The organism is Arthrobacter alkaliphilus (assembly GCF_021483235.1).
Taxonomy (GTDB): domain Bacteria; phylum Actinomycetota; class Actinomycetes; order Actinomycetales; family Micrococcaceae; genus Arthrobacter; species Arthrobacter alkaliphilus.
In genome coordinates this window covers 96,436-117,169 of sequence record NZ_JAKEEC010000009.1, presented here as the reverse complement: position 1 = coordinate 117,169, position 20,734 = coordinate 96,436, and the positions used below count along the sequence as shown (strand labels likewise).

Sequence of the window (20,734 nt, the reverse complement as noted above, 5' to 3'; positions counted from 1 at the left end):
GGACTAGGGTTCATTGCATGACTGAACCGTCGGATGTGCATGCCACTCGCGCCGCCTACAACACGGTAGCTGCCGATTACGCCGGACTCCTGCGCAACGAACTCGACACCAAGCCCTTTGACCGGGCCATGCTCGGCACCTTTGCCGAGCTCGTGCGGTCCTCAGGAGGCCGGGCGGTTGCCGACATTGGGTGCGGGCCCGGGCGTATCACGGCGTACTTGAATTCACTCGGTTTGGCCGCTTTCGGCATCGACTTGTCGCCCGAGATGGTGGCAGTAGCCCGCCGCGACCACCCTGGCCTGCAGTTCGGTATAGGCACGATGGAAGCGCTGGAGATCACGGACGGTACCTTGGACGGGATCGTCGCGTGGTATTCGATCATCCACACGCCTCCGGCCCGTTTGCCGCGGGTGTTCGCGGAGTTCAACCGGACCCTCCTCGACGGCGGTCTGGTGCTGCTCGCGTTCCAGGCCGGGGACGGGCCCAGGCACCTGGACTTCGCGTACGGCCACGAGATCGACCTCGATGCCTACCGCTTGCAGCCGGAACGCATCTCTGAACTCCTTGTGCAGGCCGGCCTCGTCGTCGAAGCACAGCTTCTCCGGGAACCGGACGGCAAGTACGAGAAGACCCGGCAGGCCTACCTCCTGGCCCGCAAACCGGCCGCTGCCTAAAGGAAGCAGCGCAGACGGAAGCCTAGGCCGGGAGGCGCAGTCCGCCGTCGTGCATCTCTGCCAGGCCGTCGCTGAGGAGCCCCTCGAGGGCGCGTTCCAGCTGCTCGGGCGCTGAATTCAAGCGGTGCAGGGCGGCCAGGGGTACGGCTATGCCGTCCGCATCGAAACCGAGGTCGGCCGCGGGGCGCTCGAACAACTCAGTGGCTACCGGCGAATCCGCCGCGCGCAATACGGCCATGACGGCGCCCCGCAACTGCCGGTCGGTGCCGTGCCATGCCTGGCCCTTGGGGGTGTACGTCGGGGGCGGTTCACCTGCGGCAAGCCACGCGCAGGAGTCGCTCACGGGACAGTCGGTGCATTTGGGGGAGCGGGCCGTGCACACGATCGCTCCGAGTTCCATGACGGAAGCGTTCCAGCGGACGGAAAGCCCTGCATCGTCGGGCATGAGCGATTGGGCGAGTCGCATCTCCGACGCGCTGAGCGACGGCGCCGGCAGCGCGAGTCCTGAAACGAGCCGGGCATGAACTCGCCGGATGTTCGTGTCCACCACGGTTTCGCGGCGCCCGAACGCGAAAGCAGCCACCGCCGCTGCCGTGTAGTCGCCGACGCCGGGAAGGGTCAACAGCGACGCGTGCGTGTCCGGCACCCTGCCGCCGTGCTGCTCGACGATCGCGACGGCGGCCGCGTGGAGCCTGAGCGCGCGGCGGGGATAACCAAGCCTGCCCCAATGCCGCACGGACTCACCCGCGGGCTCCCTGGCGAGATCCGCAGGTTCAGGCCAGCGTTCCATCCACTCTGCCCACACCGGCAGGACCCGGGCTACGGGAGTCTGCTGCAGCATCACCTCGCTGACCAGGATTCCCCAAGGGCTGCAGTCCGGTGCCCTCCACGGCAATACGCGTGCAACCTCCGAGAACCAGCGGTCCATGGAATGGTGCAAGTCCGTGAGGTAAGGGGTGTCGGCAAGTTCGGCGGCGCGCGCAATCTCGACGGAGCCTGGCAGTGACATGGAGATCCTTGCTGCGGTTCGTAACGGGCCCTGGTGGCGGCCGATTCCTGCCATCCACTGTAGTGGAGCCGCCGGAATGACGTAGGTCACACTGACCGCGGGCGGCGTGGTGCGGTGCCATCCAGCTCTTGCGTTGCCTAGCCTAGAAGCATGGTCAACAAGGGTAAGCAACCGCCGAGGGCGCGCACGCCCCAAGGGCGACGGCCGAGCCCTGCCGTTTATCGGCGTCGGAGGCTGGTTGTCTTCGGTGCCCTCCTAGTGGTCTTGGCGATGCTCGTCGCCGGGGCTGTTGCCATGAGCTCATCCCTTTCAGGCAAGGCTGATCCCGGCGTAGCCAAGACCCAAGCGACGGTAGCCGCTCCTGCGAGCCAGGCCCCTTCGACCGATCCGGTCGCTGCCACCGCAACCACCTCGGCCACGCCGGTGTGCGACCTCAATCTGGTGACGGTGACGGCATCCACGGACCAGCCTGCCTATGCGGCCGGGCAGAATCCCGTGCTGAGCATGAAGATCACCAACGGCGGAGTGGCACCGTGTCAGGTCAACGTCGGCACGTCCCAGATGGAGTTCCTGGTGATGAGCGGCGACGACCGGATCTTCTCCTCCAAGGACTGCCAAGCGAAGGGCGATGACCTCGTGAAGCAGATCGATCCGGGCAAGAGCGAGACCGCCAACTTCCCTTGGCAGCGCAACCGGACGACGGAGGGCTGCGGCGTCATCTCGGCCAAGCCGGCCACCGGCACCTACACCTTCAAGGCAGTGCTCGGAAACAAGGCGAGCACCAGAGCGGTTTTCGAGCTGCGCTAGAGGAACCTGTCCAGCAGGCTGGCTTCGGCCATGCGGCTGAGCCCTTCGCGGACGGTCCGGGCGCGCTGGTCGCCGATGCCGTCCACTGTCATGAGATCGTCGATGGTGGCGGCCATGAGGTACTGAAGTCCGCCGAAGTGCTCAACCAAACGGTCGGCCACGGCTTTCGGCACCGATTTCAGCCCTGATAAGAGGCGGTAGCCGCGCGGCTGCACACCGGCGTCGAGCACGTCCATGCCACCGGCGAAACCGATGATCCCCGAAATCTTGCCCAGGTCAATCAGCTCCGCCGGGCTGAGATCCAGGAGGGCCTGCACCGCGCCGTCGATGTCCTGCTGTGAGGCATCGGCGCCTGCGTAGTCGCGGATGATTACGTCGCTGCCGGGTCCGCGGCCGGTGGTGAGCTCTTCCAACTGCAGCGAAAGCAACCTGCCGTCCTCGCCTAGCTCGAGGACGTACTGGGCGATTTCCTCGGCGATCCGGCGGACCATTTCCTGGCGTTGGAGGGTGACGGCCACATCCCTGACGGTGACCATGGCCTCGATTTCGAGGGCCGACAGGGCGCTGGTGACCTGGTCCAGGCGGGCGCTGTAGCGTTCGAGTGTTGCGAGAGCCTGGTTGGCGCGGGCCAGGACCTTCTCCGAGCCCTCAAGCACGTGCCGCAGGCCGTTGACGTACAGGGCGATGATCTGCATTGACTGGCTGACCGAAATCACCGGAACGCCGGTCTGGATGGCAACGCGCTCGGCCGTCCTGTGACGCGTTCCCGATTCATGGGTCTCGATGCTGGAGTCCGGCACAAGCTGCACTCCAGCGCGCAGGATGTTCCCGGCGTCCTTGTCGCAAACGATGGCCCCGTCCATTTTGGCGAGTTCGCGCAGGCGGGTCGGGGAGAATTCGATCCCGATTTCAAAGCCGCCGGAGCAGATGGACTCGATGGTCCGGTCCGTGCCCAGCACGATCAGGGCGCCGGTGCGCCCACGGAGGATGCGTTCCAGGCCGTCGCGCAATGGTGTTCCGGGGGCCACCCTGCCCAGAGTCGCCTTGAGCGAATCTTCGGGGCTCCGAGCCATAGGTGTTCCCTTCAAAGGTGCACGCAGGCGAGCCCGCAAGTGTGCCGTTTCTCAGCAATAAGTCCGCGGGATCAAAATGCTAGTTTTCCCGCAAGCTCAATAATAGAGGTACGGAACGGCAACAACCGCACGGGCAAGCCTTAAAGTGCCCCAAAAGGGCTTGCGTGACATCACCTCGGAAACGCGTTCGACGGCGGTCGCCGGACAGCCGCTTTCCGCTTTTTCCCTGCGGGCCCTCAGCGAGCCGTCCGAAGGCGGGCGAGGGCGAGCCGCTCAAGGTCGCGTTGCACATCCTGCAGGGCGGCTTCCCTGCCCGCCGCGCCTCGCATGTCATGCGATTGCTTCCTCGTGGGGCGGGTCCCTCCGGAGGCGGCATCCGCGCGGTGTCCTTGCGTGGGCAGGCTCCTGCCCGGGGTGGAGTTCGCCGCCGTGAACCCAGTGGAGTTCGCGGCGGAGTTCGCCGCGGAGTTCGCCGTGGAGTTCGGGGCGGAGTTGGCGGCGGGGGCGGGGCCGAGGGGGTCGTAGAACAAGTCATTCCCTGGCTTCATTGATGCCTGTTCCTTTCATGCCGTACATGCCGTCGTCGGCTGCTCATGTTTTCCTGGCGGATGGCTCCAACGCGCACCGGACGCTTCCGCCAAGGCTTCAAACTATCGGGCGGTGATTTCGGAGGTTTGTGCACCTCGTTTCCATCCTGTTAAGCGCCGGTTGGGACTGCGCTTTGGGGCTGCGCCTGCGGGCTGCTCCCGGCCTGCGATAAACTTGATACCTTGGCTGGCGCGCAAATCGTGCCACTCCCTGAGTTGGTCCCCGGCCGGCACAGGGCCCGTATCCAGCCACCATTCCACGTTCGGCCCGTCGTTCCAGTGCGGGCAACGCCCAGATCGCAGCGAAAGTAGCACCGTGTCCCAAGAAGTCCTGAGCCCCGCCCGAGTCCAGGAAATTCACCACGAGGCGTCCCGGCGTCGGACTTTCGCGGTCATTTCGCACCCTGACGCCGGCAAGTCCACGCTCACGGAAGCCCTCGCCCTGCACGCCAAAGTCATCGGCACCGCCGGTGCTTCCAGCGGCAAGGCCAACCGCAAGGAAACCGTTTCCGACTGGATGCAGATGGAAAAGGACCGCGGTATTTCCATCAGCTCCGCGGCATTGCAGTTCTCCTACCGGGACACCGTGATCAACCTGCTGGACACCCCCGGCCACGCCGACTTCTCCGAGGACACCTACCGCGTCCTTGCCGCCGTCGATTGCGCAGTCATGCTGGTGGACGCGGCAAAGGGCCTCGAAACCCAGACCATGAAGCTCTTCGAGGTCTGCAAGCAGCGGAACCTCCCGATCATCACCGTGATCAACAAGTGGGACCGTCCGGGCCTGGACGCCCTGGCGCTCATGGACGAGATCACGGAGCGGACCGGCTTGCAGCCCATGCCCTTGACCTGGGCCGTGGGCATTTCCGGCGACTTCCGTGGGGTCTGGGATCTGCGGAATGACCGTTTCGCGATGTTCGCGCGCAACAACGCCGGCGCCAACATCGCCATCACGGAGTACTTCACCCCGGAAGAAGCGGCCGAAAGCCAAGGGAACAACTGGAGCGACGCGGTCGACGAAGCCGGACTCGTGATCGAATCAAACCTCGAGTTCAACGTGGAGAGCTTCCACGCCGGAACAGCAACACCAATCCTCTTCAGCTCCGCGGCCCTGAACTTCGGGGTTAAGGAGATCCTGGACGCCCTGGTGGACTTCGCGCCTCCCGCAGCGCCCCGCCCCGACGTCGCGGGCGAGCCCCGTTCCGTTGACGCTCCGTTCGCCGGGTTCGTCTTCAAAGTCCAGGCCGGCATGAACAAGGCCCACCGCGACCATGTTGCATTCATCCGCGTGTGCTCGGGTGTGTTCGAGCGCGGCATGGTGGTCACGCAGACACGCACGGGGAAGTCCTTCGCCACCAAGTACGCCCAGCAGGTCTTCGGCCGCGAACGGGAAGTCATCGACGAGGCCTATCCCGGCGACGTGGTTGGTCTGGTAAACGCGTCCTCACTCCGCGTAGGGGACAGCCTTTTCTTGGACGAACCTGTGGAATTTCCCGCCATTCCGCTCTTCGCCCCCGAGCATTTCCAAGTGGCCCGGTCCCAGGACCCCAGCCGCTTCAAGCAGTTCCGCCGCGGCATTGAGCAGCTCGAGCACGAGGGTGTCATCCAGGTGCTCCGTTCCGACGTCCGAGGCGACCAGGCACCGGTGCTAGCCGCCGTCGGTCCCATGCAGTTCGAAGTGGTTGAAGACCGCATGGCGCACGACTTCAGCGCCCCGATGCGCTTGGAGCGCCTCCCGTACTCGCTGGCAAGAATCACGACGGCGGACGCCATGCCGACGCTCGCCAACGTCCCGGGTGCCGAGGTGCTTTTGCGGTCCGACGGCGAATACCTCGCGTTGTTCAATGACGTCTGGGCGCTGCGCCGGATCGAGAAGAACCACCCGGATCTCACGCTGGTTCCGATCGGAACGCACAACCCCGCGAAGTAGCTCGTCCTCCGGACATGCCCCCCGGGTGCACCCAGGACTGGACATGCTCACCTTTGCCTCTTGCACATGCCCCTCGGGTGAGCCAAGGAATGGACATATTACGTTTATGTCCAGTCCTTGGCCTGAACAGGGGGCATGTCCCGTGGAGAGTGAAGACGGGGGGCATGTCCCCTGGAGGGCGAGGATGGGGGCGCTACGCGATCAGCAGTTCCAGGGCCTCGGCCAGGTGTGCCACCTCGCGGACTGAGAAACCATCCGGGACGGGACCCGGCCCATTGGGGCTCGCGGGCACCACGGCATGGGTAAATCCAAGCCGCTGCGCCTCATGGATGCGCTGGTTGATCCCTGGAACGGGACGGACCTCGCCGGCCAGGCCAACTTCACCGAAGGCAATGAGCCTCTGCGGGAGTGCCTTGCGCGACTTTGCCGAGGCCACGGCAAGCGCCACAGCCAGGTCGGTGGCCGGTTCGCCCAATTTCACTCCTCCGACCGTGGCCACGTAGGAGTCGTCCTTGTGCAGGACGCAGCCGGCCCGCTGTTGAAGCACGGCCAGGAGCATGGCAACGCGTGAGCTGTCCAGGCCGCTTGTGGCCCTGCGCGGCTGGGAGCTCGCGCTTTCGGCCAGGAGCGACTGCACCTCGGCCAACAGCGGGCGCCGGCCTTCCATGGTCACGGTGATGCAGGTCCCGGACACCGGCTCGCGGGTCCGGGACACGAAAAGGCCGCTGGGATCGGCCAGGCCTTCGATGCCGGCCTCGTTCAGGTCGAAACAACCAACATCGTCCGTTGCTCCGTAACGGTTCTTGACCGCGCGCAACAAGCGCAAGCGGGAATGGCGCTCGCCTTCGAATTGGCAGACAACGTCCACCAGGTGCTCCAGGAGACGGGGACCCGCAATGGAGCCGTCCTTCGTCACATGGCCAACCAGCAGGGTTGTCATGTTGCGGCGCTTTGCGGCGGCGATGATGGACGCCGCGACTTCCCGGACCTGTGAGACTCCGCCCGCGCTACCTTCGACGTCGGCACTGCTGAGGGTCTGGACCGAGTCCACGATCAGCAGCTTCGGCTCAAGCTTCTCCACTTGCCCCAGCGCCTGCCCGAGATCCGTTTCCGCGGAGAGATAGAGGGAATGCGCAACCGCATCAATCCGCTCGGCCCGGAGTTTGACCTGGGCCGCCGATTCCTCGCCAGTGACATACAGGACGTCCTGGCCCGTGCGGGCGAACTTCGCCGCGACGTCGAGCAGGAGGGTGGACTTCCCGACGCCGGGTTCCCCGGCAAGCAGGATCACCGCACCGGGAACCAGGCCGCCGCCCAGGACGCGATCCAACTCGTCGACGCCGGTGGGCAGGAACGCGGCCGTGGTCCCGTCTACCTCGGCAATCCGGCGGGCCGGCTCCAAAACCGTTGTGGCCGCCGTCGTCCGCGCAACGACGGTTCCCGTTTCCTCCACGGTGCCCCACGCTTGGCACTCGCCGCACCGGCCTACCCACTTGACTGTGGCCCACCCGCATTCGGCGCATTTGTACGCGGGTGTCTTGGAGGTGCGTGAAGTCTTTGAGGCCATGCGTACAAGGCTAGTGGAGGGGTAGGACAGTCAAGGCCGCCTCACTGCAGGGGAGGCAGCACGTCCCGGGCTTCCCGGGGGTCCATGCCCGCAGCTTCGAGCAAGTCCACCATCAGAGGGCGGAAGAGCATCACCACTGCTTCGCCTTCGAGCTTGCGCACGTGCAGCATTTTGGGGTGCAGCCGGGTGGCAATGTCAGCCAGATCCTGGCGCGCACGGCGCAGGTGGGCCCGGCGGGCGCCGTCGTGCACTTCCGCGAGCCCGAGCGACAGCTCTTCGACGGCGGCGGAAGTGTCCTGCAGGACCTCAGAGATGCTGTCTGTTGCCTCGTCAGTCAATGCGGCATGGTTGATGGCGCTTGTGAGCCTTCGTGCGAACACCCTGCTGTTGCGCAGGGCGAGGTCGATGGAATCCAGTGATTCCGCCAACATGGTCAGTTCGTCGCGGTGCCGCCGGTAGGCCGGGGCGAGCGTGGCGACTTCACCGGATGCCTTGAGGGACTGGCGCATCCGGTCCACGAGGGGCTGGCAATTCCGTCCCCGGATGAGGGCATGCCAGGCCTGTGTGGAGTCGCTGTTGATCAATGCGTCGGCGCATTCACGGAGGACTTCCGAGAGTTCGTGCAGGAGTTTGCGGACGTCCTGGCGCGGCTCCCTCCGCGGGTCCTTCGGGACCAGCATCGTGACAAGCAGCGCGAAAACCCCGCCCACAACGGCGTCAATGCTGCGGGTGAACGGGCCGCCCTCGGGTGCCGGCAGCAGGACCACGAGAAGGGACTGAAGGCCGAGCTGGGTGGTGAAGATGGTGCCGCTGTCCAGGAACCGGGCCAGGAGAATAGAGAAGAGAAGCACGACGGCGGCTTGCCAGACACCCGAACCCAGCCAGTGGAGCAGCAGATCGCCGATGACGATCCCGAGGGTGCAGCCAAGCCCGACCTCCACGACCCGGCGAAGCCGCGGATCCCGCGAGAAGCCGAGTGCGATCAGCGATGAAGTGGCGGCGAAAAGTGGTCCCTTGTGCCCCAGGATGTATTCAGCGAACGAGTAGGCGCCCACGGCGCACACCGTCATCTGGACGGCAGGAACCAATGAGTTCCGGCTACGGACAAACCCGGTGCGCATCCGCGCCCGCACGAATTTCTTGCTGGCTGAAAGTCCTGCGGGGGCGGTCATGGCTCAAGTCTATTCAGGGAGCGGCTTGCGAAGTGCGGCCCGCCGAGGGGCCCGCAAAGTGAGGGGCGTCACTCAAGCCCTCACATCGTGCAAAACGCAAGGGCGACGCCGCATATGTAAACCAATGGCCCCCTGCCGTTAATCTGCCGTTCACCTTGGACAGCCGATCCCGTTACCTGCGGCTCCTAGCGTCAATAAAGGTACAAACACGTACCCATGTCTTTCGTATGCCGACTTCTCCTTCGGCACGCATCAGAGAATCCCTGGAAGGGGTACATCCCAGTGAAGGCAACTCGCTTCGGCCGCAACGCGGCAATCGCGGTCATCGCAGTCGGCGCCCTCGCGCTGACCGCTTGTGGTTCAGACAACGCAACGGGCACCGCACCGTCTGCCACGCAGAGCGCCGCGGGCGTCAAGGTTACCGGCACCCTGACCGGCATCGGCTCCTCGGCACAGGGCGCCGCAATGGACGCTTGGAAGACCAACTTCGCCTCCGCGAACCCGGGCGCCACGGTCCAGTACTCTCCTGACGGCTCGGGCGCAGGCCGCAAGGCCATCCTTGACGGCTCCGCACAGTTCGCAGGCTCTGACGCCTACCTGACCGACGCTGAGCTGGCCACCTCCAAGACCAAGTGCGGCACCGACGGCGCAATCAACATCCCGGTGTACATCTCCCCGATCGCCGTTGCCTTCAACATTCCTAACGTCAAGGACCTGAAGCTCGACGCCGACACCGTCGCGAAGATCTTCCGCGGCCAGATCGCCAACTGGAACGACCCCGCAATCGCCGCCCTGAACGCGGGCGTCACCCTTCCGGATCTCAAGGTCACCCCGGTCAACCGCTCTGACGACTCCGGCACCACCCAGAACTTCACGGACTACCTGGCTTCTGCCGCTCCCTCGGTCTGGACCGACAAGGCTGCCGGCCTGTGGCCCGCATCCCTGAAGGGCGAGAACGCCAAGGGCACCTCCGGCGTCGTCAAGACCGTCACCGACACCCCGGGTGCCGTGACCTACGCCGATGACTCCGCTGTCTCGGGCAAGCTTGGCACCGCACAGATCAAGGTTGGCTCGGACTTCGTCAAGATCTCCGCTGCAGCTGCCGCCAAGGCTGTTGAACTGGGCAAGCCCGTTTCCGGCCGCCCGACCGGCGACCTTTCCATCAAGCTTGACCGCACCACCACGGACTCCTCGGCCTACCCGGTAGTCCTGGTTTCCTACCACGTCGTCTGCACCACCTACGACAAGAAGGAAACGGCCGACCTGGTCAAGGCATTCGAGAGCTACGTAGTCTCCGACGCCGGCCAGCAGGCCGCGGCTGGATCGGCTAAGTCCGCCCCGCTTTCCAAGGCGCTGCAGGACAAGGCGAAGGCTGCTCTTGACTCCATCAAGGCCAAGGCCTAAGCACAACAAATAGTAGTGGTGCCGCGCACCGCCGCAGCACTACCCTTGAATATCAACGTTCCCCGTCCCGCGCTGGTGAGGTATCACCGGACGGGGCGGGGAACTTGGCCATTTTTGAGTGAATTTGAAGGATCGTGAAGTGACCACCAACTCCTTGACCACTTCCCGAGGCGCCGGCCGCGCCGGGGACAAGGTCTTCTCCGGAGCCACCCTGGCTGCGGGATGCCTGATCCTTGCGGTTCTCTTCGGCGTCGCACTGTTCCTTGTCATCCAGGCCATTCCGGCCCTCGTGGCTCCATCCGCGGACATCCAAGGCGGCCACGGCTTCTTCGCCTACATCGCGCCAATCGTCGTGGGGACCCTGATTGCGGCAGTCATCGCGCTCGTGATCGCTGCTCCCATCGCCGTCGGCGTCGCGCTGTTCATATCGCACTACGCCCCCCGCAGGCTTGCCTCGGGCCTCGGCTACGTGGTTGACCTCCTCGCCGCCATTCCGTCCGTGGTCTACGGCGCATGGGGCGCGGCGTTCCTTGCCCCCCAGATTTCGCCAGCCTATGGCTGGCTCGCGAGCAACATGGGATGGCTGCCGATCTTCCAAGGCCCGGCCTCCGCTACGGGCAAGACCATCCTGACCGCGGGCATCGTCCTTTCCGTCATGGTTTTGCCGATCATCACTTCCCTGTCCCGCGAGATCTTCCTGCAAACCCCGAAGCTCCACGAGGAAGCCGCTCTGGCCCTCGGCGCGACCCGCTGGGAAATGATCAAGATGGCTGTGCTGCCCTTCGGCCGTCCCGGCATCGTGAGCGCCATCATGCTGGGCCTGGGCCGTGCGCTTGGCGAGACCATGGCCGTCGCGCTGGTTTTGTCCTCCGGTGTCCTGACCGCAAGCCTGATCCAGACCGGCAACCAGACCATCGCCGCCGAAATCGCCTTGAACTTCCCTGAAGCCAGCGGACTCAAGGTCAGCACGTTGATCGCGGCAGGCTTGGTATTGTTCATCATCACCCTGGCCGTCAACATGATTGCACGCTGGATCATCTCCAGGCACAAAGAATTCTCGGGAGCCAATTAATGACTGTCACCGCCCCCGTGGCGCGCAAGCGCTCCGCATTGACCAAGGGCCAGTTGCCCGCGTTCGCACCGTATGTCGTGCTTGCCGTCGCCTTGGTACTCGGCGCGGCGATCCTTGCCCTGATCGGCTTCAACGCCTTCGGCTGGGGCCTGGTGTCCGCCATCTTGTTCGCCATTGGCCTGGTGGGCTGGAGCGCTCTTGTTGAAGGTGGCCGCAAGGCGAGCGACAAGCTTGCTACATGCCTGGTGGTCGGCTCTTTCCTTGTGGCGCTGCTGCCCCTGATTTCAGTGATCTGGACCGTCCTCGTGAACGGTATCCCGGGCCTCGTGACGCCGGGCTTCCTGACGACATCCATGAACGGTGTCACGGGTTCCCTTGACAACAAGAGCGTCGACGAAGGCACGAAGGTCCTTGGCGGCATCTACCACGCGCTCCTGGGCACCGTGCAGATCACCTTGCTCGCCACGGTCATTTCGGTTCCGGTGGGCCTGCTGACTGCGATCTATTTGGTGGAATACGGCAACGACCGGGCCCTCGCCCGCGCCATCACATTCTTCGTCGACGTCATGACCGGCATCCCGTCGATCGTGGCAGGTCTCTTTGCTGCAGCCTTTTTCTTCGCGCTGGTCGGCCCGGGCACCAAGACCGGTGCGGTTGCCGCCGTCGCGCTCTCAGTCCTGATGATCCCGGTGGTGGTCCGCTCGAGCGAGGAAATGCTCAAGATCGTCCCGAACGAACTTCGGGAGGCGGCTTACGCACTTGGTGTCCGCAAGTGGCGCACCATCATCAAGGTGGTCATCCCGACGGCGATTTCCGGCATCGCGTCCGGCGTCACCTTGGCAATCGCACGCGTGATCGGCGAAACGGCTCCGATCCTGGTCACCGCCGGGTTCGCCACAACGATCAACAACAACGTGTTCGGCGGCTGGATGGCTTCGCTGCCTACGTTCATCTACACGCAGATCCTGAACCCGACCTCGCCGTCGAACCCGGACCCGTCGAGCCAGCGTGCATGGGGTGCCGCGCTGGTCCTGATCATCCTTGTGATGCTCCTGAACCTCGTCGCCAGGCTGGTCGCCCGGCTCTTCGCCCCCAAGGCCGGCCGTTGAGCCGCCGGGCCCCACGCAAACTTCCAACCACAGCACCGAAGGAACACCATGTCTAAGCGGATCGACGTCAAGGATCTGAACGTCTACTACGGCAGCTTCCTGGCCGTTGAGGGCGTCAACATCAACATTGAAGCCAAATCGGTCACGGCATTCATCGGCCCGTCCGGTTGTGGCAAGTCCACTTTCCTGCGCACCCTGAACCGCATGCACGAGGTGATTCCCGGCGCTCGCGTCGAGGGCGAAGTCCTCCTCGACGGCGACAACCTCTACGGTCCCGGTGTGGACCCGGTGGCGGTCCGCACACAGGTTGGCATGGTCTTCCAACGGCCCAACCCGTTCCCCACGATGTCCATCCGCGACAACGTGCTGGCCGGTGTGAAGCTCAACAACAAGAGGATCAGCAAGGGTGCGGCCGACACCCTCGTCGAGAAGTCCCTGCGCGGCGCCAACCTGTGGAACGAGGTCAAGGACCGCCTCGACAAGCCCGGCTCCGGTCTCTCCGGAGGCCAGCAGCAACGGCTCTGCATCGCCCGCGCAATCGCCGTTGAACCGCAGGTCATCCTCATGGACGAGCCCTGCTCCGCTCTTGACCCCATCTCCACCTTGGCCGTCGAAGACCTCATCAATGAGCTCAAGGACGAATACACCGTGGTGATCGTGACCCACAACATGCAGCAGGCTGCCCGCGTCTCCGACAGAACCGCGTTCTTCAACATCGCCGGGACCGGCAAGCCGGGCAAGCTGATCGAGTTTGCGGACACCACCACCATCTTCAACAACCCGTCCCAGAAGGCCACGGAAGACTACGTCTCCGGCCGCTTCGGATAATCCCCACCGGCTCCCGGCCTTCGCAAGCTCAGGCCGGGGCCCTCGCCGGCGTGGGCCCCTTGTCTAAAGCCCGACGGCGACGGTCACTTGGAAATGCGACCGTCGCCGTCGGGCTTTCGCGTGCCTGGCGGACTACAGCCGGCTTTGGTGCAGCTCCTGCTCGATACCGGCCCCGCGAGCGGGTTCCTCTTCTTTCGCCGGCCGGAAGCGGTGCCATGCCAATGCCACCAAAGGCCAGCAAAGGATGAGTGCCACCAGGAGGTAGACCACCACGGCGACCGGTTCGTTCCACAGGCCGGAGACGTCGCCCGCGCTCAGCTGGAAGGCCTTGCGCAGCTGACTTTCGATCCGAGGACCCAGGATCAGGCCGATGATCAGGGGCAGGATCGGCAGGCCGAAGCGCCGCATCGCGAAGCCCAGGGCGCCCAGCACCAGAAGGATGACCAAGTCGAACGCCTGCAGGTTGACCGCATACGCGCCCAGCGTTGCGAAGAACAGGATCCCGGCGTACAAGTAGGGCCGGGGAATCCCCAGCAGCCTGGCCCACAAAGGAGCCATCGGCAGGTTGATCAGCAGGAGCAGGGTGTTCCCGATGAACAAGCTGGCGATGAGGCCCCAGACCAGGACGGGTTCGTTCTGGAAGAGCAGGGGACCGGGTTGGATGCCGAACTGCATCAAGGCGGCAAGCATCACGCCCGCCGTAGCGTTGGTCGGCAGGCCGAGCGCCAGCAGCGGCGTCAAGGTCCCGGCAGCGGAGGCATTGTTGGCGGCCTCGGGACCGGCCACGCCTTCGATGGCACCGTGCCCGAATTCCTCCGGATGCTTGGTGAGCTTCTTCTCGACCGAGTAGGACAGGAAAGTGGGAACCTCGGCGCCGCCCGCCGGCATGGCGCCGAACGGGAAGCCAAGCGCGGTCCCGCGGAGCCAGGGTTTCCAGGAACGCTTCCAGTCCTGCTTGCCCATCCAAGGCTGGCCCACTGGGATGGTGGACATCGTGTTGCGGCGAAGATGGGCGGCGATCCAGAGGGCCTCGCCGACGGCGAAGATCGCCACGGCAACCACAACGATGTCGAGGCCATCGCTCAGCAGGGGGATGCCGAACACCAGGCGCTGTTGGCCGGTCACCGGGTCCAGGCCGACGAGGCCGATGGCCAGGCCGAGGCCGAGGGATGCGAAGCCTCGGAGCTTGGAGGCTCCAAGGACGGCAGTCACGGTCAACAAGCCAAGGACCATGATGGCCAGATAGCTCGAAGGGCCAAGGCTCACCGCAAACTTCACCACCAAGGGGGCGAAGGCCGCTAAAAGCGCAGTTCCAATGGTGCCGGCCACGAAGGAACCGATGGCTGCCGTGGCCAGGGCTTGTGCGGCCCGGCCTGCCTTTGCCATTTTGTGGCCCTCGATTGCCGTGATCACCGTGGACGATTCGCCTGGGGTGTTCAGCAGGATGGACGTGGTGGAGCCGCCGTACATGCCGCCGTAGTAGATGCCGGCGAACATAATGAGCGCGCTGGTGGGTTCGAGGTTGTAGGTCAGGGGCAGCAACAGCGCGATAGCCATGGCCGGGCCGATACCCGGCAGCACGCCCACGGCGGTGCCGAGGAGCACGCCAAGGCAAGCGAACATGAGGTTCATAGGGGTCAGGGCGGTGGAGAAGCCCTGCAGCAAAAGATTGAAAGTATCCATGTCAGAGGATTCCTGCCAGGATGCCTGCGGGGAGCTTGATGCCCAGCCCGAAGTAGAAGCCGTAGAAGGCCAGAAGGGCCATGGCCAAGGAGACCAGCCCGTCCCGGAGGTAGTTGCGGCCACCGAGCGCCCACACGCTGCCCCAGAAGAGCAGGGTTCCGGAAATGACCCAGCCTGCAACGTCGATCAGCAGGATGTTCAGGACAAAGGCGCCCGCCAGCGGCAGGACGGTCTTCCAGTCCGCGGGGTGACTCAGGTCAACATCCTCTCCCTCTTCGGCCTGGCCGCGGCCGCCGCGCAGGACGTTGACGGCCAGCAGCACGGCTGTGACGAGAAGCAGGGTCCCGATGATGACCGGCAGGGTCTTGGGACCCACCGGATCTGATACGGAGTATGGGACAACGAGGCGGGACGCGTCCCAGAGAACGACGGCGCCGGCCACCCCGAGCAGGGCAGCAATGCCGAGCTCGGAACGGCCTTTGACTGCCGCCGGTTTACCGGTGGCCGTGGCTTGCTGAGTCACGCCAGCCCCAGTTCCTTCAGCACGTCGGCCACCCTCTTGTCCTGATCCGTGAGGAAGGACTTGAAGTCGTTGCCGGTGATGAACGCGTCGGACCAGCCGCGGGTCTTAAGTGCTGCCTTCCACTCATCGCTTGCGTGCATCCTGGTCAGGGCGTCCACAATACGGTCGCGGTCGGCGTCGGAAACTCCAGGAGGAGCCACGATACCCCGCCAGTTCGTGAAGACGAGGTCGATCTTTGATTCCTTGAGCGTCGGCGCATCGACGCCTTCCAGACGGGTTTCCCCGCTCGTGGCCAGCACGCGTACTTCGCCGGACTTGATCTGCTGGAGGTACTCGCCGGCGCCCGAGGCTGCGAATCCGACCTTGTTGCCGAGGATCGCCGGAAGCAGGTCGCCACCGCCGTCGAAGGAGACGAAGTTGACCTTCTTGGGGTCGATGCCAACTGCCTTGGCGAGTTGCATCGGGAGCAAGTGGTCAGGACCGCCGGGTGAGGAGCCGCCGCCAACGGAGACCTTGGAGGGGTCTTCCTTCCAGACCTTCACCAGATCGTCGATGGTCTTGTACGGGGAATCCTTGCCGACCATGATGGCACCGGGTTCCTGGATGAGCCGGGCGAGGGGAGTGGTGGCCGTCAGCTTCGCCTCGGACTTGTTGGTGTAGCTGGCACCGACCACACCAAGCCCCATGAGCATGGCAAGGTCCTTGTTGCCCTTTTCGTTGACCAAACGCGCCAAGCCGACCGTCCCGCCGGCGCCGGCAAGGTTGAAGACTTCGACGTTTGTAGCTGTCTTTGTATCACCCATGACCTTGGCTGCTGTGCGGGCCGTCGTGTCGTAGCCGCCGCCGGGAGTGTTGGGGACCATAATCCGGAGCCCGGTCAGCGGGCCGGCAGGGGCGCTGCCCGTCTTGCCGGCGTCGGCGCCGCCGGTGACGCCGCAGCCGGGGGCCGCGAGGGCAAGGCCTGCAGCGACAGCGATGGCGCGCAGTGCGTTCATTGGACGCATGTATTCCTCTTCTCATCATTGGTGGGAGTGTCTTCACGCTACGGGCGGCGGTGGGGCAGGTCACCGTTGTGTTCTCAAAGATCGTTGTGTTCATTGTGGTCACGGTCACACAAGGGCCCAATGGGCCGATAATGGACAAGACCCGCGCGGAAGCAGAATGGCCTGCACCCGGCTGGCCCCGATGCGGAAAGGAAATCTGTGCTCAAAGCTGCCCGAAGGCGAAGGATCCTCCGCCGCCGGATGTCGCTGGCGGGCCAATATCTGGGGCTGCAGCTTCTGATTGTGCTCGCTGTGCTGGTCGGGGTCATTTTCATCTCGCTCGCCCAATCGATCCAGACCTTCGAGCGCGTGGAAGGGCGGCGCGCCCTGTCAGCTGCCGAATCCCTCGCCGCGATGCCCGTGGTCCGTTCCCTGCTTCCCGGCGCGGAGCCAAGGCAGCACGCGGCGCTTCCCGCCGTCGCTGAATCCGCCCGAACTGTGTCCGGCTCCAGTTTCGTCATCCTGGCCACACCGGACCGCACGGTCCTGACTTCGCCCGACCCCTCCCAGCTTGGTACCTTGCTGGACCTGGGTGATAGCGACGTCCTTTTGGGGCGCGCATGGACCGGGGCAGTCAGCATGAACGGCAAGGTCTCCCTGGTGGCCCATGTCCCGGTGCTCAGTGATGAGGGCCGGATGGTGGGGATCGTCGCCGTCGGCTGGAATTACCCTTCGGTCTGGGAGAGGCTGGGCGACGCCGTACCGGACCTACTCACGTACCTCGGTGTTTCGTTGGCATTGGGCACGGCCGGTTCCGTTCTGCTGTCCCGGCGCGTGAAACGGCAGACACTCGGCCTTGAACCCGGGGAAATCGCCGGCCTCGTGGAGCATCGCGAGGCCATCCTGCATGGCGTGAAGGAAGGCGTTATCGCCTTGGACCAGCAGGAACGGATCACGGTTGCCAATGAAAGCGCACGGGAGTTCCTCGGCCTGCCGGACGACTGTGTTGGCCGCAAGCTCAACGACCTTGGAGTGGAGCCGGAATTGCGGGAGGTCCTGACCACGGAGCAGCCGGACCCGGACCGCTTGGTGCTGGCAGGAGAACGGGTGGTGGTTCTGAACCGCAAGCCTGTCCTTTCCCATGGGCGCGTCATCGGCTCGGTCACTACTCTGCGGGACCGCACAGAACTCTCCACCTTGGAAAAGGAGCTGGGAACGACGCGCACTGCCACCGACACCTTGCGTGCACAGACACATGAGTTCGCCAATCAGCTTCACACCATTTCGGGGCTGATCCAACTCAAGGAATACGATGAGGTGGTCAGCTTCGTCAGCGGCGTCAGCCTCAGCCGCACACGCCTGCATGACGACGTCACCTCCCGTATCCACGACCCCGCGCTCGCAGCCATGCTCATCGCGAAGGCGAGTCTGGCCGCCGAGCGCGTCGTCACGCTGCAGCTTGACCAGGACTCGCTGTTGGGGCGCGTTGACGAACGCTTCTCGAGGGACTTGACCACCGTCGTCGGCAACCTCGTGGACAACGCGATCGACGCCGTCGCGGGTTCCCCTCACGCAACGGTCAGCGTGAGGTTGGCAGAAGAGCCTGACAACGTGGTGATCACGGTGCGGGACTCCGGTCCCGGTGTAGCTGAGGACCGCATGGCGGACATCTTCCGGCAGGGATTCACTACCAAAGCGATAACGGCCGACGGCGGGCGCGGCTTTGGCTTGGCGCTCACCCGGCTGGCATGTGCGAGGCGGGGTGGAGAGGTTAAGGTCCACAACGAAGGAGGTGCGGTGTTCACCGCCTCCCTTAAGAAGCGGAGTCCGATCGAATGATCAATGTCCTGATAGTCGACGATGACTTCATGGTGGCCAAGGTGCATTCAGGATTTGTCCGGCAGACCCCCGGCTTCTCAGTGCTCGGTGTCGCACACACAGGTGCCCAGGCTTTGGAGGAGGCAAAACGGCTGAAGCCGGACTTGGTCCTCCTGGACATCCACCTTCCCGATATCAGTGGCCTGGACTTGCTGCATCAGCTCCGCGAAGCACTGCCCGAGCTTGATGTGCTGGTCATTACAGCTGCGCGCGAGGTCGACACCGTACGCCGTGCACTTCGTGGCGGCATTGTCCACTACCTTATGAAGCCCTTCTCGGCGGACGACCTGAGCGAACGGCTCCAGCACTACCAGCGTGCGTACAGCTCACTGGCGGCGTCCAAGACCACAGCCGAGCAGGCCGACGTGAACCGGGTCTTCGGGCTCAGCCGGCGCGAACGCCCGCTGCCCAAAGGTTGCAGCGCGGAGACGCTGCGGATGGTGGAACGGTTGCTGAAGGAATCGGACCGGGATCTATCCGCAACCGAGGCCGCCGATGTTTTGGGTACCTCCCGGGTCAGTGCCCGGCGCTACCTTGAGTACTTGAGCGAAGAAGGGCTGGTCACTGTCCAGCTCCGCTACGGCGGAGTAGGCCGGCCGGAGCGCCGGTACGTGTGGCGGAGCGCCGGCTGAGGAGGGCGCGCTGCCTAGTGCGACAGCGGCGAGAGAGCCAGCCCAAGGATGAACGCCATTGCGGCGGTTGCGATCGGCGTCGCGACCCAGAACCACAGGATCCGCAGCACCATCCTGCGGTTGGTGACGGAAAAGTTCTGGTTGGTTCCCGCGCCGAGCACCGCCGACGTCACAGTGTGCGTGGTGGAAAGCGGCAATTGGAGACCGATAGCGCCGATGAACAGCATCAATGACGTCAGGCTCTGGGCGATGAATCCCCGCATCGGGTCCACCCGCGTGAGCCGGTAGCCCAAGGTGTGCGAGATGCGCCAACCACCGCAAAGCGTTCCCGCCGTGAGCATGACGGCCGTCAGCGGGATGACCCAAAACGGCAGCTCGCCCGAGTCGGACAGCCCGGCTGCAACAGCGCCCAACAGGATCACCGCCACGGTTCGTTGCCCGTCCTGCAGGCCGTGGCCGAGCGCCACGGCAGCGGCCGAGACGGATTGTGCGTGGCGGAAGCGGCCATGCACAACATCCGGCTGGGTGTAGCGGGCGGCCCACGTGACAGGCCACACGAGAAGATAGGCGCCAAGGAACGCAATCAGTGGAGAGAGCACCAGCGGCAGGACCACCTGCGTCAGCAAGATACCGTCTACTCCAGTGATGGAGTTCCCTCCCATCACTGCGTGCGCGGTTGCGGCGCCCGCCAGCCCTCCCACCAGGGCATGGGTTGACGAGAGGGGCACGCCCCGCCACCAGGCGTAGATTCCCCAAAGGATGGCGCTGCACAGCCCGGCGGCGAGCATGATCAGCCCATGCAGTCCGGAGGGGAGAACCACCCAGGTTTGGCTGAACACCAGCGCGAAACCGCCGCTGAGGAGTACCCCGGCAAAATTGAAGATGGCCGCCAACACCACGGCGACTGACGGAGTAAGGGCGCGGGTGCGTACGGAGAGCGCGACGGCGGTGGAGACGTCGCGGAAGCCATTCAGGAATGCGAAGCCAGCCGCCAGAACCACCACGAGGGCGAAGAACGCGACTGCCACCTCATGCTTCCTTGACGATGATGCTGCCTACCTGGGTCGCGACGCGGCGCATGTCCTTGGTGACTTCAACGAGTTGGTTGGCCACTTCCCGGTTCCGCGAAAACTGCGTTGGCTTCATGTCGCGGAGCATCTCGGCCACCCAGGTGCGGTGGCTTCGCTCGGCCCGCTTGGCCAGGCGCAGCACCTCAATCCAGTAATCCTCGAGTTCGTCCAGGTCGTCCAGTTGGCGCATCGCTTCAACCGTGAGTTCCGCCTGACGGCTGATGATCTCCAATTGGTCCGCTGCGCGCTTGGGTAGCCGGTCAAGTTTGTAGAGGGCAACGACCTCGCCCGCGGCATCCAGCTTTTCCATCGCCTCGTTGAGGAAACGGGAGAGGGCATACATGTCCTCACGGGGGAGCGGGTTCACGAAGCTCGTGCGCATGTGGGTCAAGAGGGCGAAATGCAGATCCGTGGATTTCGCCTCGTGTTCGTGCATCTCCTCCACAAGCCGTTCGTGCTCCGCGACAGGAGCACCGAAGATCTCAGAAAGCGTCCCGGTTGCCTCAAGAATCTCGCGGGCCATTTGCGACAACAATTGCAATCCGGCGGGTTCTTGGGGGAAGAGACGCAGCTTCATTTGGCTTCCGGTAGGCGGGAGGGATCGGGACGGGGCGGCGTCTTCGCCGAAGGGCATAAAAATGGTGCCGAACCGGATACGCCTCTCGGCGGTAGGCCGCTCGAAGCGGCTAGAGGTTGAAGCCCGGGGGTTTCGCGGTTCGACACCAGCTTCAGT

At 64.6% G+C, this 20,734-nt stretch carries 19 protein-coding genes; 9 read left to right on the top strand and 10 right to left on the bottom strand.

The features are described from left to right. Positions 1–17: 17 nt before the first annotated feature. Positions 18–674 (top strand): class I SAM-dependent DNA methyltransferase, encoded by a 657-nt coding sequence (locus L0B83_RS08895; protein WP_234758047.1) that lies wholly within the window; start codon positions 18–20, stop codon positions 672–674. 22 nt (positions 675–696) lie between these two features. Here L0B83_RS08895 and L0B83_RS08890 read toward each other — a convergent pair whose 3' ends face one another. Next, entirely contained in the window at positions 697–1,683 is a 987-nt protein-coding gene (locus tag L0B83_RS08890; RefSeq protein WP_372461177.1) for an iron-sulfur binding domain-containing protein, read from the bottom strand. Positions 1,684–1,833: 150 nt separating this feature from the next. On the opposite strand from L0B83_RS08890, the gene L0B83_RS08885 reads away from it, so the two are divergent. Further along, positions 1,834–2,490 (top strand): hypothetical protein, encoded by a 657-nt coding sequence (locus L0B83_RS08885; RefSeq protein ID WP_234758046.1) that lies wholly within the window; start codon positions 1,834–1,836, stop codon positions 2,488–2,490. Here the strand turns inward: L0B83_RS08885 and disA are convergent. Together disA and L0B83_RS08875 are read right to left on the bottom strand one after the other, a co-directional pair. Beyond that, positions 2,487–3,563, bottom strand: coding sequence for a DNA integrity scanning diadenylate cyclase DisA (gene disA / locus L0B83_RS08880; RefSeq protein ID WP_234758045.1), 1,077 nt, complete (start codon positions 3,561–3,563; stop codon positions 2,487–2,489). The two genes, L0B83_RS08885 and disA, sit on opposite strands and share 4 nt — an antisense overlap. Before the next feature lie 236 nt (positions 3,564–3,799). Then, the gene (locus L0B83_RS08875) at positions 3,800–4,111 is read right to left on the bottom strand and encodes a hypothetical protein (RefSeq protein WP_234758044.1); all 312 of its coding nucleotides are present in this window, start codon (positions 4,109–4,111) and stop codon (positions 3,800–3,802) included. A gap of 355 nt (positions 4,112–4,466) precedes the next feature. Between L0B83_RS08875 and L0B83_RS08870 the strand changes: the two genes are divergently transcribed. After that, complete coding sequence (locus L0B83_RS08870) at positions 4,467–6,080, top strand: peptide chain release factor 3 (RefSeq protein WP_234758043.1); 1,614 nt, start codon at positions 4,467–4,469, stop codon at positions 6,078–6,080. Between the two features lie 193 nt (positions 6,081–6,273). Here L0B83_RS08870 and radA read toward each other — a convergent pair whose 3' ends face one another. Together radA and L0B83_RS08860 are read right to left on the bottom strand one after the other, a co-directional pair. Continuing rightward, positions 6,274–7,647, bottom strand: a complete 1,374-nt coding sequence (radA, locus tag L0B83_RS08865; protein ID WP_234758042.1) for a DNA repair protein RadA — start codon at positions 7,645–7,647, stop codon at positions 6,274–6,276. 41 nt (positions 7,648–7,688) lie between these two features. Next, complete coding sequence (locus L0B83_RS08860) at positions 7,689–8,819, bottom strand: FUSC family protein (RefSeq protein WP_234758041.1); 1,131 nt, start codon at positions 8,817–8,819, stop codon at positions 7,689–7,691. A gap of 282 nt (positions 8,820–9,101) precedes the next feature. On the opposite strand from L0B83_RS08860, the gene pstS reads away from it, so the two are divergent. The 4 genes from pstS (at position 9,102) to pstB (ending at position 13,232) form a co-directional block, all read left to right on the top strand. Then, a complete protein-coding gene (pstS, locus tag L0B83_RS08855; protein WP_234758040.1) occupies positions 9,102–10,223 on the top strand; it encodes a phosphate ABC transporter substrate-binding protein PstS in 1,122 nt (373 codons plus the stop codon). A gap of 139 nt (positions 10,224–10,362) precedes the next feature. Next, positions 10,363–11,295 (top strand): phosphate ABC transporter permease subunit PstC, encoded by a 933-nt coding sequence (gene pstC, locus L0B83_RS08850; protein ID WP_234758039.1) that lies wholly within the window; start codon positions 10,363–10,365, stop codon positions 11,293–11,295. Beyond that, positions 11,295–12,404 (top strand): phosphate ABC transporter permease PstA, encoded by a 1,110-nt coding sequence (pstA, locus tag L0B83_RS08845; RefSeq protein WP_234758038.1) that lies wholly within the window; start codon positions 11,295–11,297, stop codon positions 12,402–12,404. The genes pstC and pstA overlap by 1 nt, the downstream gene beginning before the upstream one ends. A 48-nt stretch (positions 12,405–12,452) precedes the next feature. After that, a complete protein-coding gene (gene pstB, locus L0B83_RS08840; protein ID WP_234758037.1) occupies positions 12,453–13,232 on the top strand; it encodes a phosphate ABC transporter ATP-binding protein PstB in 780 nt (259 codons plus the stop codon). 132 nt (positions 13,233–13,364) lie between these two features. Here the strand turns inward: pstB and L0B83_RS08835 are convergent, their stop codons facing one another. Genes L0B83_RS08835 through L0B83_RS08825 form a run of 3 tightly spaced genes read right to left on the bottom strand, consistent with a single transcriptional unit; the run spans position 13,365 to position 16,442 of the window. Then, positions 13,365–14,915, bottom strand: coding sequence for a tripartite tricarboxylate transporter permease (locus L0B83_RS08835; RefSeq protein WP_234758036.1), 1,551 nt, complete (start codon positions 14,913–14,915; stop codon positions 13,365–13,367). A 1-nt stretch (position 14,916) separates the two neighbouring features. Further along, positions 14,917–15,438 (bottom strand): tripartite tricarboxylate transporter TctB family protein, encoded by a 522-nt coding sequence (locus tag L0B83_RS08830; RefSeq protein WP_234758035.1) that lies wholly within the window; start codon positions 15,436–15,438, stop codon positions 14,917–14,919. Further along, a complete protein-coding gene (locus L0B83_RS08825) occupies positions 15,435–16,442 on the bottom strand; it encodes a Bug family tripartite tricarboxylate transporter substrate binding protein (protein WP_234758034.1) in 1,008 nt (335 codons plus the stop codon). Before L0B83_RS08825 ends, L0B83_RS08830 begins: the two co-directional genes overlap by 4 nt. Positions 16,443–16,682: 240 nt before the next feature. Between L0B83_RS08825 and L0B83_RS08820 the strand changes: the two genes are divergently transcribed. Continuing rightward, on the top strand, positions 16,683–18,260 hold the full coding sequence (locus L0B83_RS08820) for a sensor histidine kinase (protein WP_234758059.1): 1,578 nt from the start codon (positions 16,683–16,685) through the stop codon (positions 18,258–18,260). Further along, positions 18,257–18,931 carry a response regulator gene (locus L0B83_RS08815; protein WP_234758033.1) on the top strand — a complete coding sequence of 225 codons (675 nt, stop codon included), beginning with the start codon at positions 18,257–18,259 and terminating at the stop codon, positions 18,929–18,931. The genes L0B83_RS08820 and L0B83_RS08815 overlap by 4 nt, the downstream gene beginning before the upstream one ends. A gap of 14 nt (positions 18,932–18,945) precedes the next feature. Here L0B83_RS08815 and L0B83_RS08810 read toward each other — a convergent pair whose 3' ends face one another. Further along, positions 18,946–19,959, bottom strand: a complete 1,014-nt coding sequence (locus tag L0B83_RS08810; protein WP_234758032.1) for an inorganic phosphate transporter — start codon at positions 19,957–19,959, stop codon at positions 18,946–18,948. A gap of 1 nt (position 19,960) precedes the next feature. After that, positions 19,961–20,578: a DUF47 domain-containing protein gene (locus tag L0B83_RS08805; protein ID WP_234758031.1), complete on the bottom strand. Its 618-nt coding sequence runs from the start codon at positions 20,576–20,578 to the stop codon at positions 19,961–19,963. Positions 20,579–20,734 lie beyond the last annotated feature (156 nt).

What these genes read in the sequence shown, in the direction of transcription:
- L0B83_RS08895 (WP_234758047.1), top strand. Translation starts at nt 18, where the DNA reads ATGACTGAACCGTCGGATGTGCATGCCACTCGCGCCGCCTACAACACG.
- L0B83_RS08890 (WP_372461177.1), bottom strand. Translation starts at nt 1,683, where the DNA reads ATGTCACTGCCAGGCTCCGTCGAGATTGCGCGCGCCGCCGAACTTGCC.
- L0B83_RS08885 (WP_234758046.1), top strand. Translation starts at nt 1,834, where the DNA reads ATGGTCAACAAGGGTAAGCAACCGCCGAGGGCGCGCACGCCCCAAGGG.
- disA (WP_234758045.1), bottom strand. Translation starts at nt 3,563, where the DNA reads ATGGCTCGGAGCCCCGAAGATTCGCTCAAGGCGACTCTGGGCAGGGTG.
- L0B83_RS08875 (WP_234758044.1), bottom strand. Translation starts at nt 4,111, where the DNA reads ATGAAGCCAGGGAATGACTTGTTCTACGACCCCCTCGGCCCCGCCCCC.
- radA (WP_234758042.1), bottom strand. Translation starts at nt 7,647, where the DNA reads ATGGCCTCAAAGACTTCACGCACCTCCAAGACACCCGCGTACAAATGC.
- L0B83_RS08860 (WP_234758041.1), bottom strand. Translation starts at nt 8,819, where the DNA reads ATGACCGCCCCCGCAGGACTTTCAGCCAGCAAGAAATTCGTGCGGGCG.
- pstA (WP_234758038.1), top strand. Translation starts at nt 11,295, where the DNA reads ATGACTGTCACCGCCCCCGTGGCGCGCAAGCGCTCCGCATTGACCAAG.
- pstB (WP_234758037.1), top strand. Translation starts at nt 12,453, where the DNA reads ATGTCTAAGCGGATCGACGTCAAGGATCTGAACGTCTACTACGGCAGC.
- L0B83_RS08835 (WP_234758036.1), bottom strand. Translation starts at nt 14,915, where the DNA reads ATGGATACTTTCAATCTTTTGCTGCAGGGCTTCTCCACCGCCCTGACC.
- L0B83_RS08825 (WP_234758034.1), bottom strand. Translation starts at nt 16,442, where the DNA reads ATGCGTCCAATGAACGCACTGCGCGCCATCGCTGTCGCTGCAGGCCTT.
- L0B83_RS08820 (WP_234758059.1), top strand. Translation starts at nt 16,683, where the DNA reads ATGTCGCTGGCGGGCCAATATCTGGGGCTGCAGCTTCTGATTGTGCTC.
- L0B83_RS08815 (WP_234758033.1), top strand. Translation starts at nt 18,257, where the DNA reads ATGATCAATGTCCTGATAGTCGACGATGACTTCATGGTGGCCAAGGTG.
- L0B83_RS08805 (WP_234758031.1), bottom strand. Translation starts at nt 20,578, where the DNA reads ATGAAGCTGCGTCTCTTCCCCCAAGAACCCGCCGGATTGCAATTGTTG.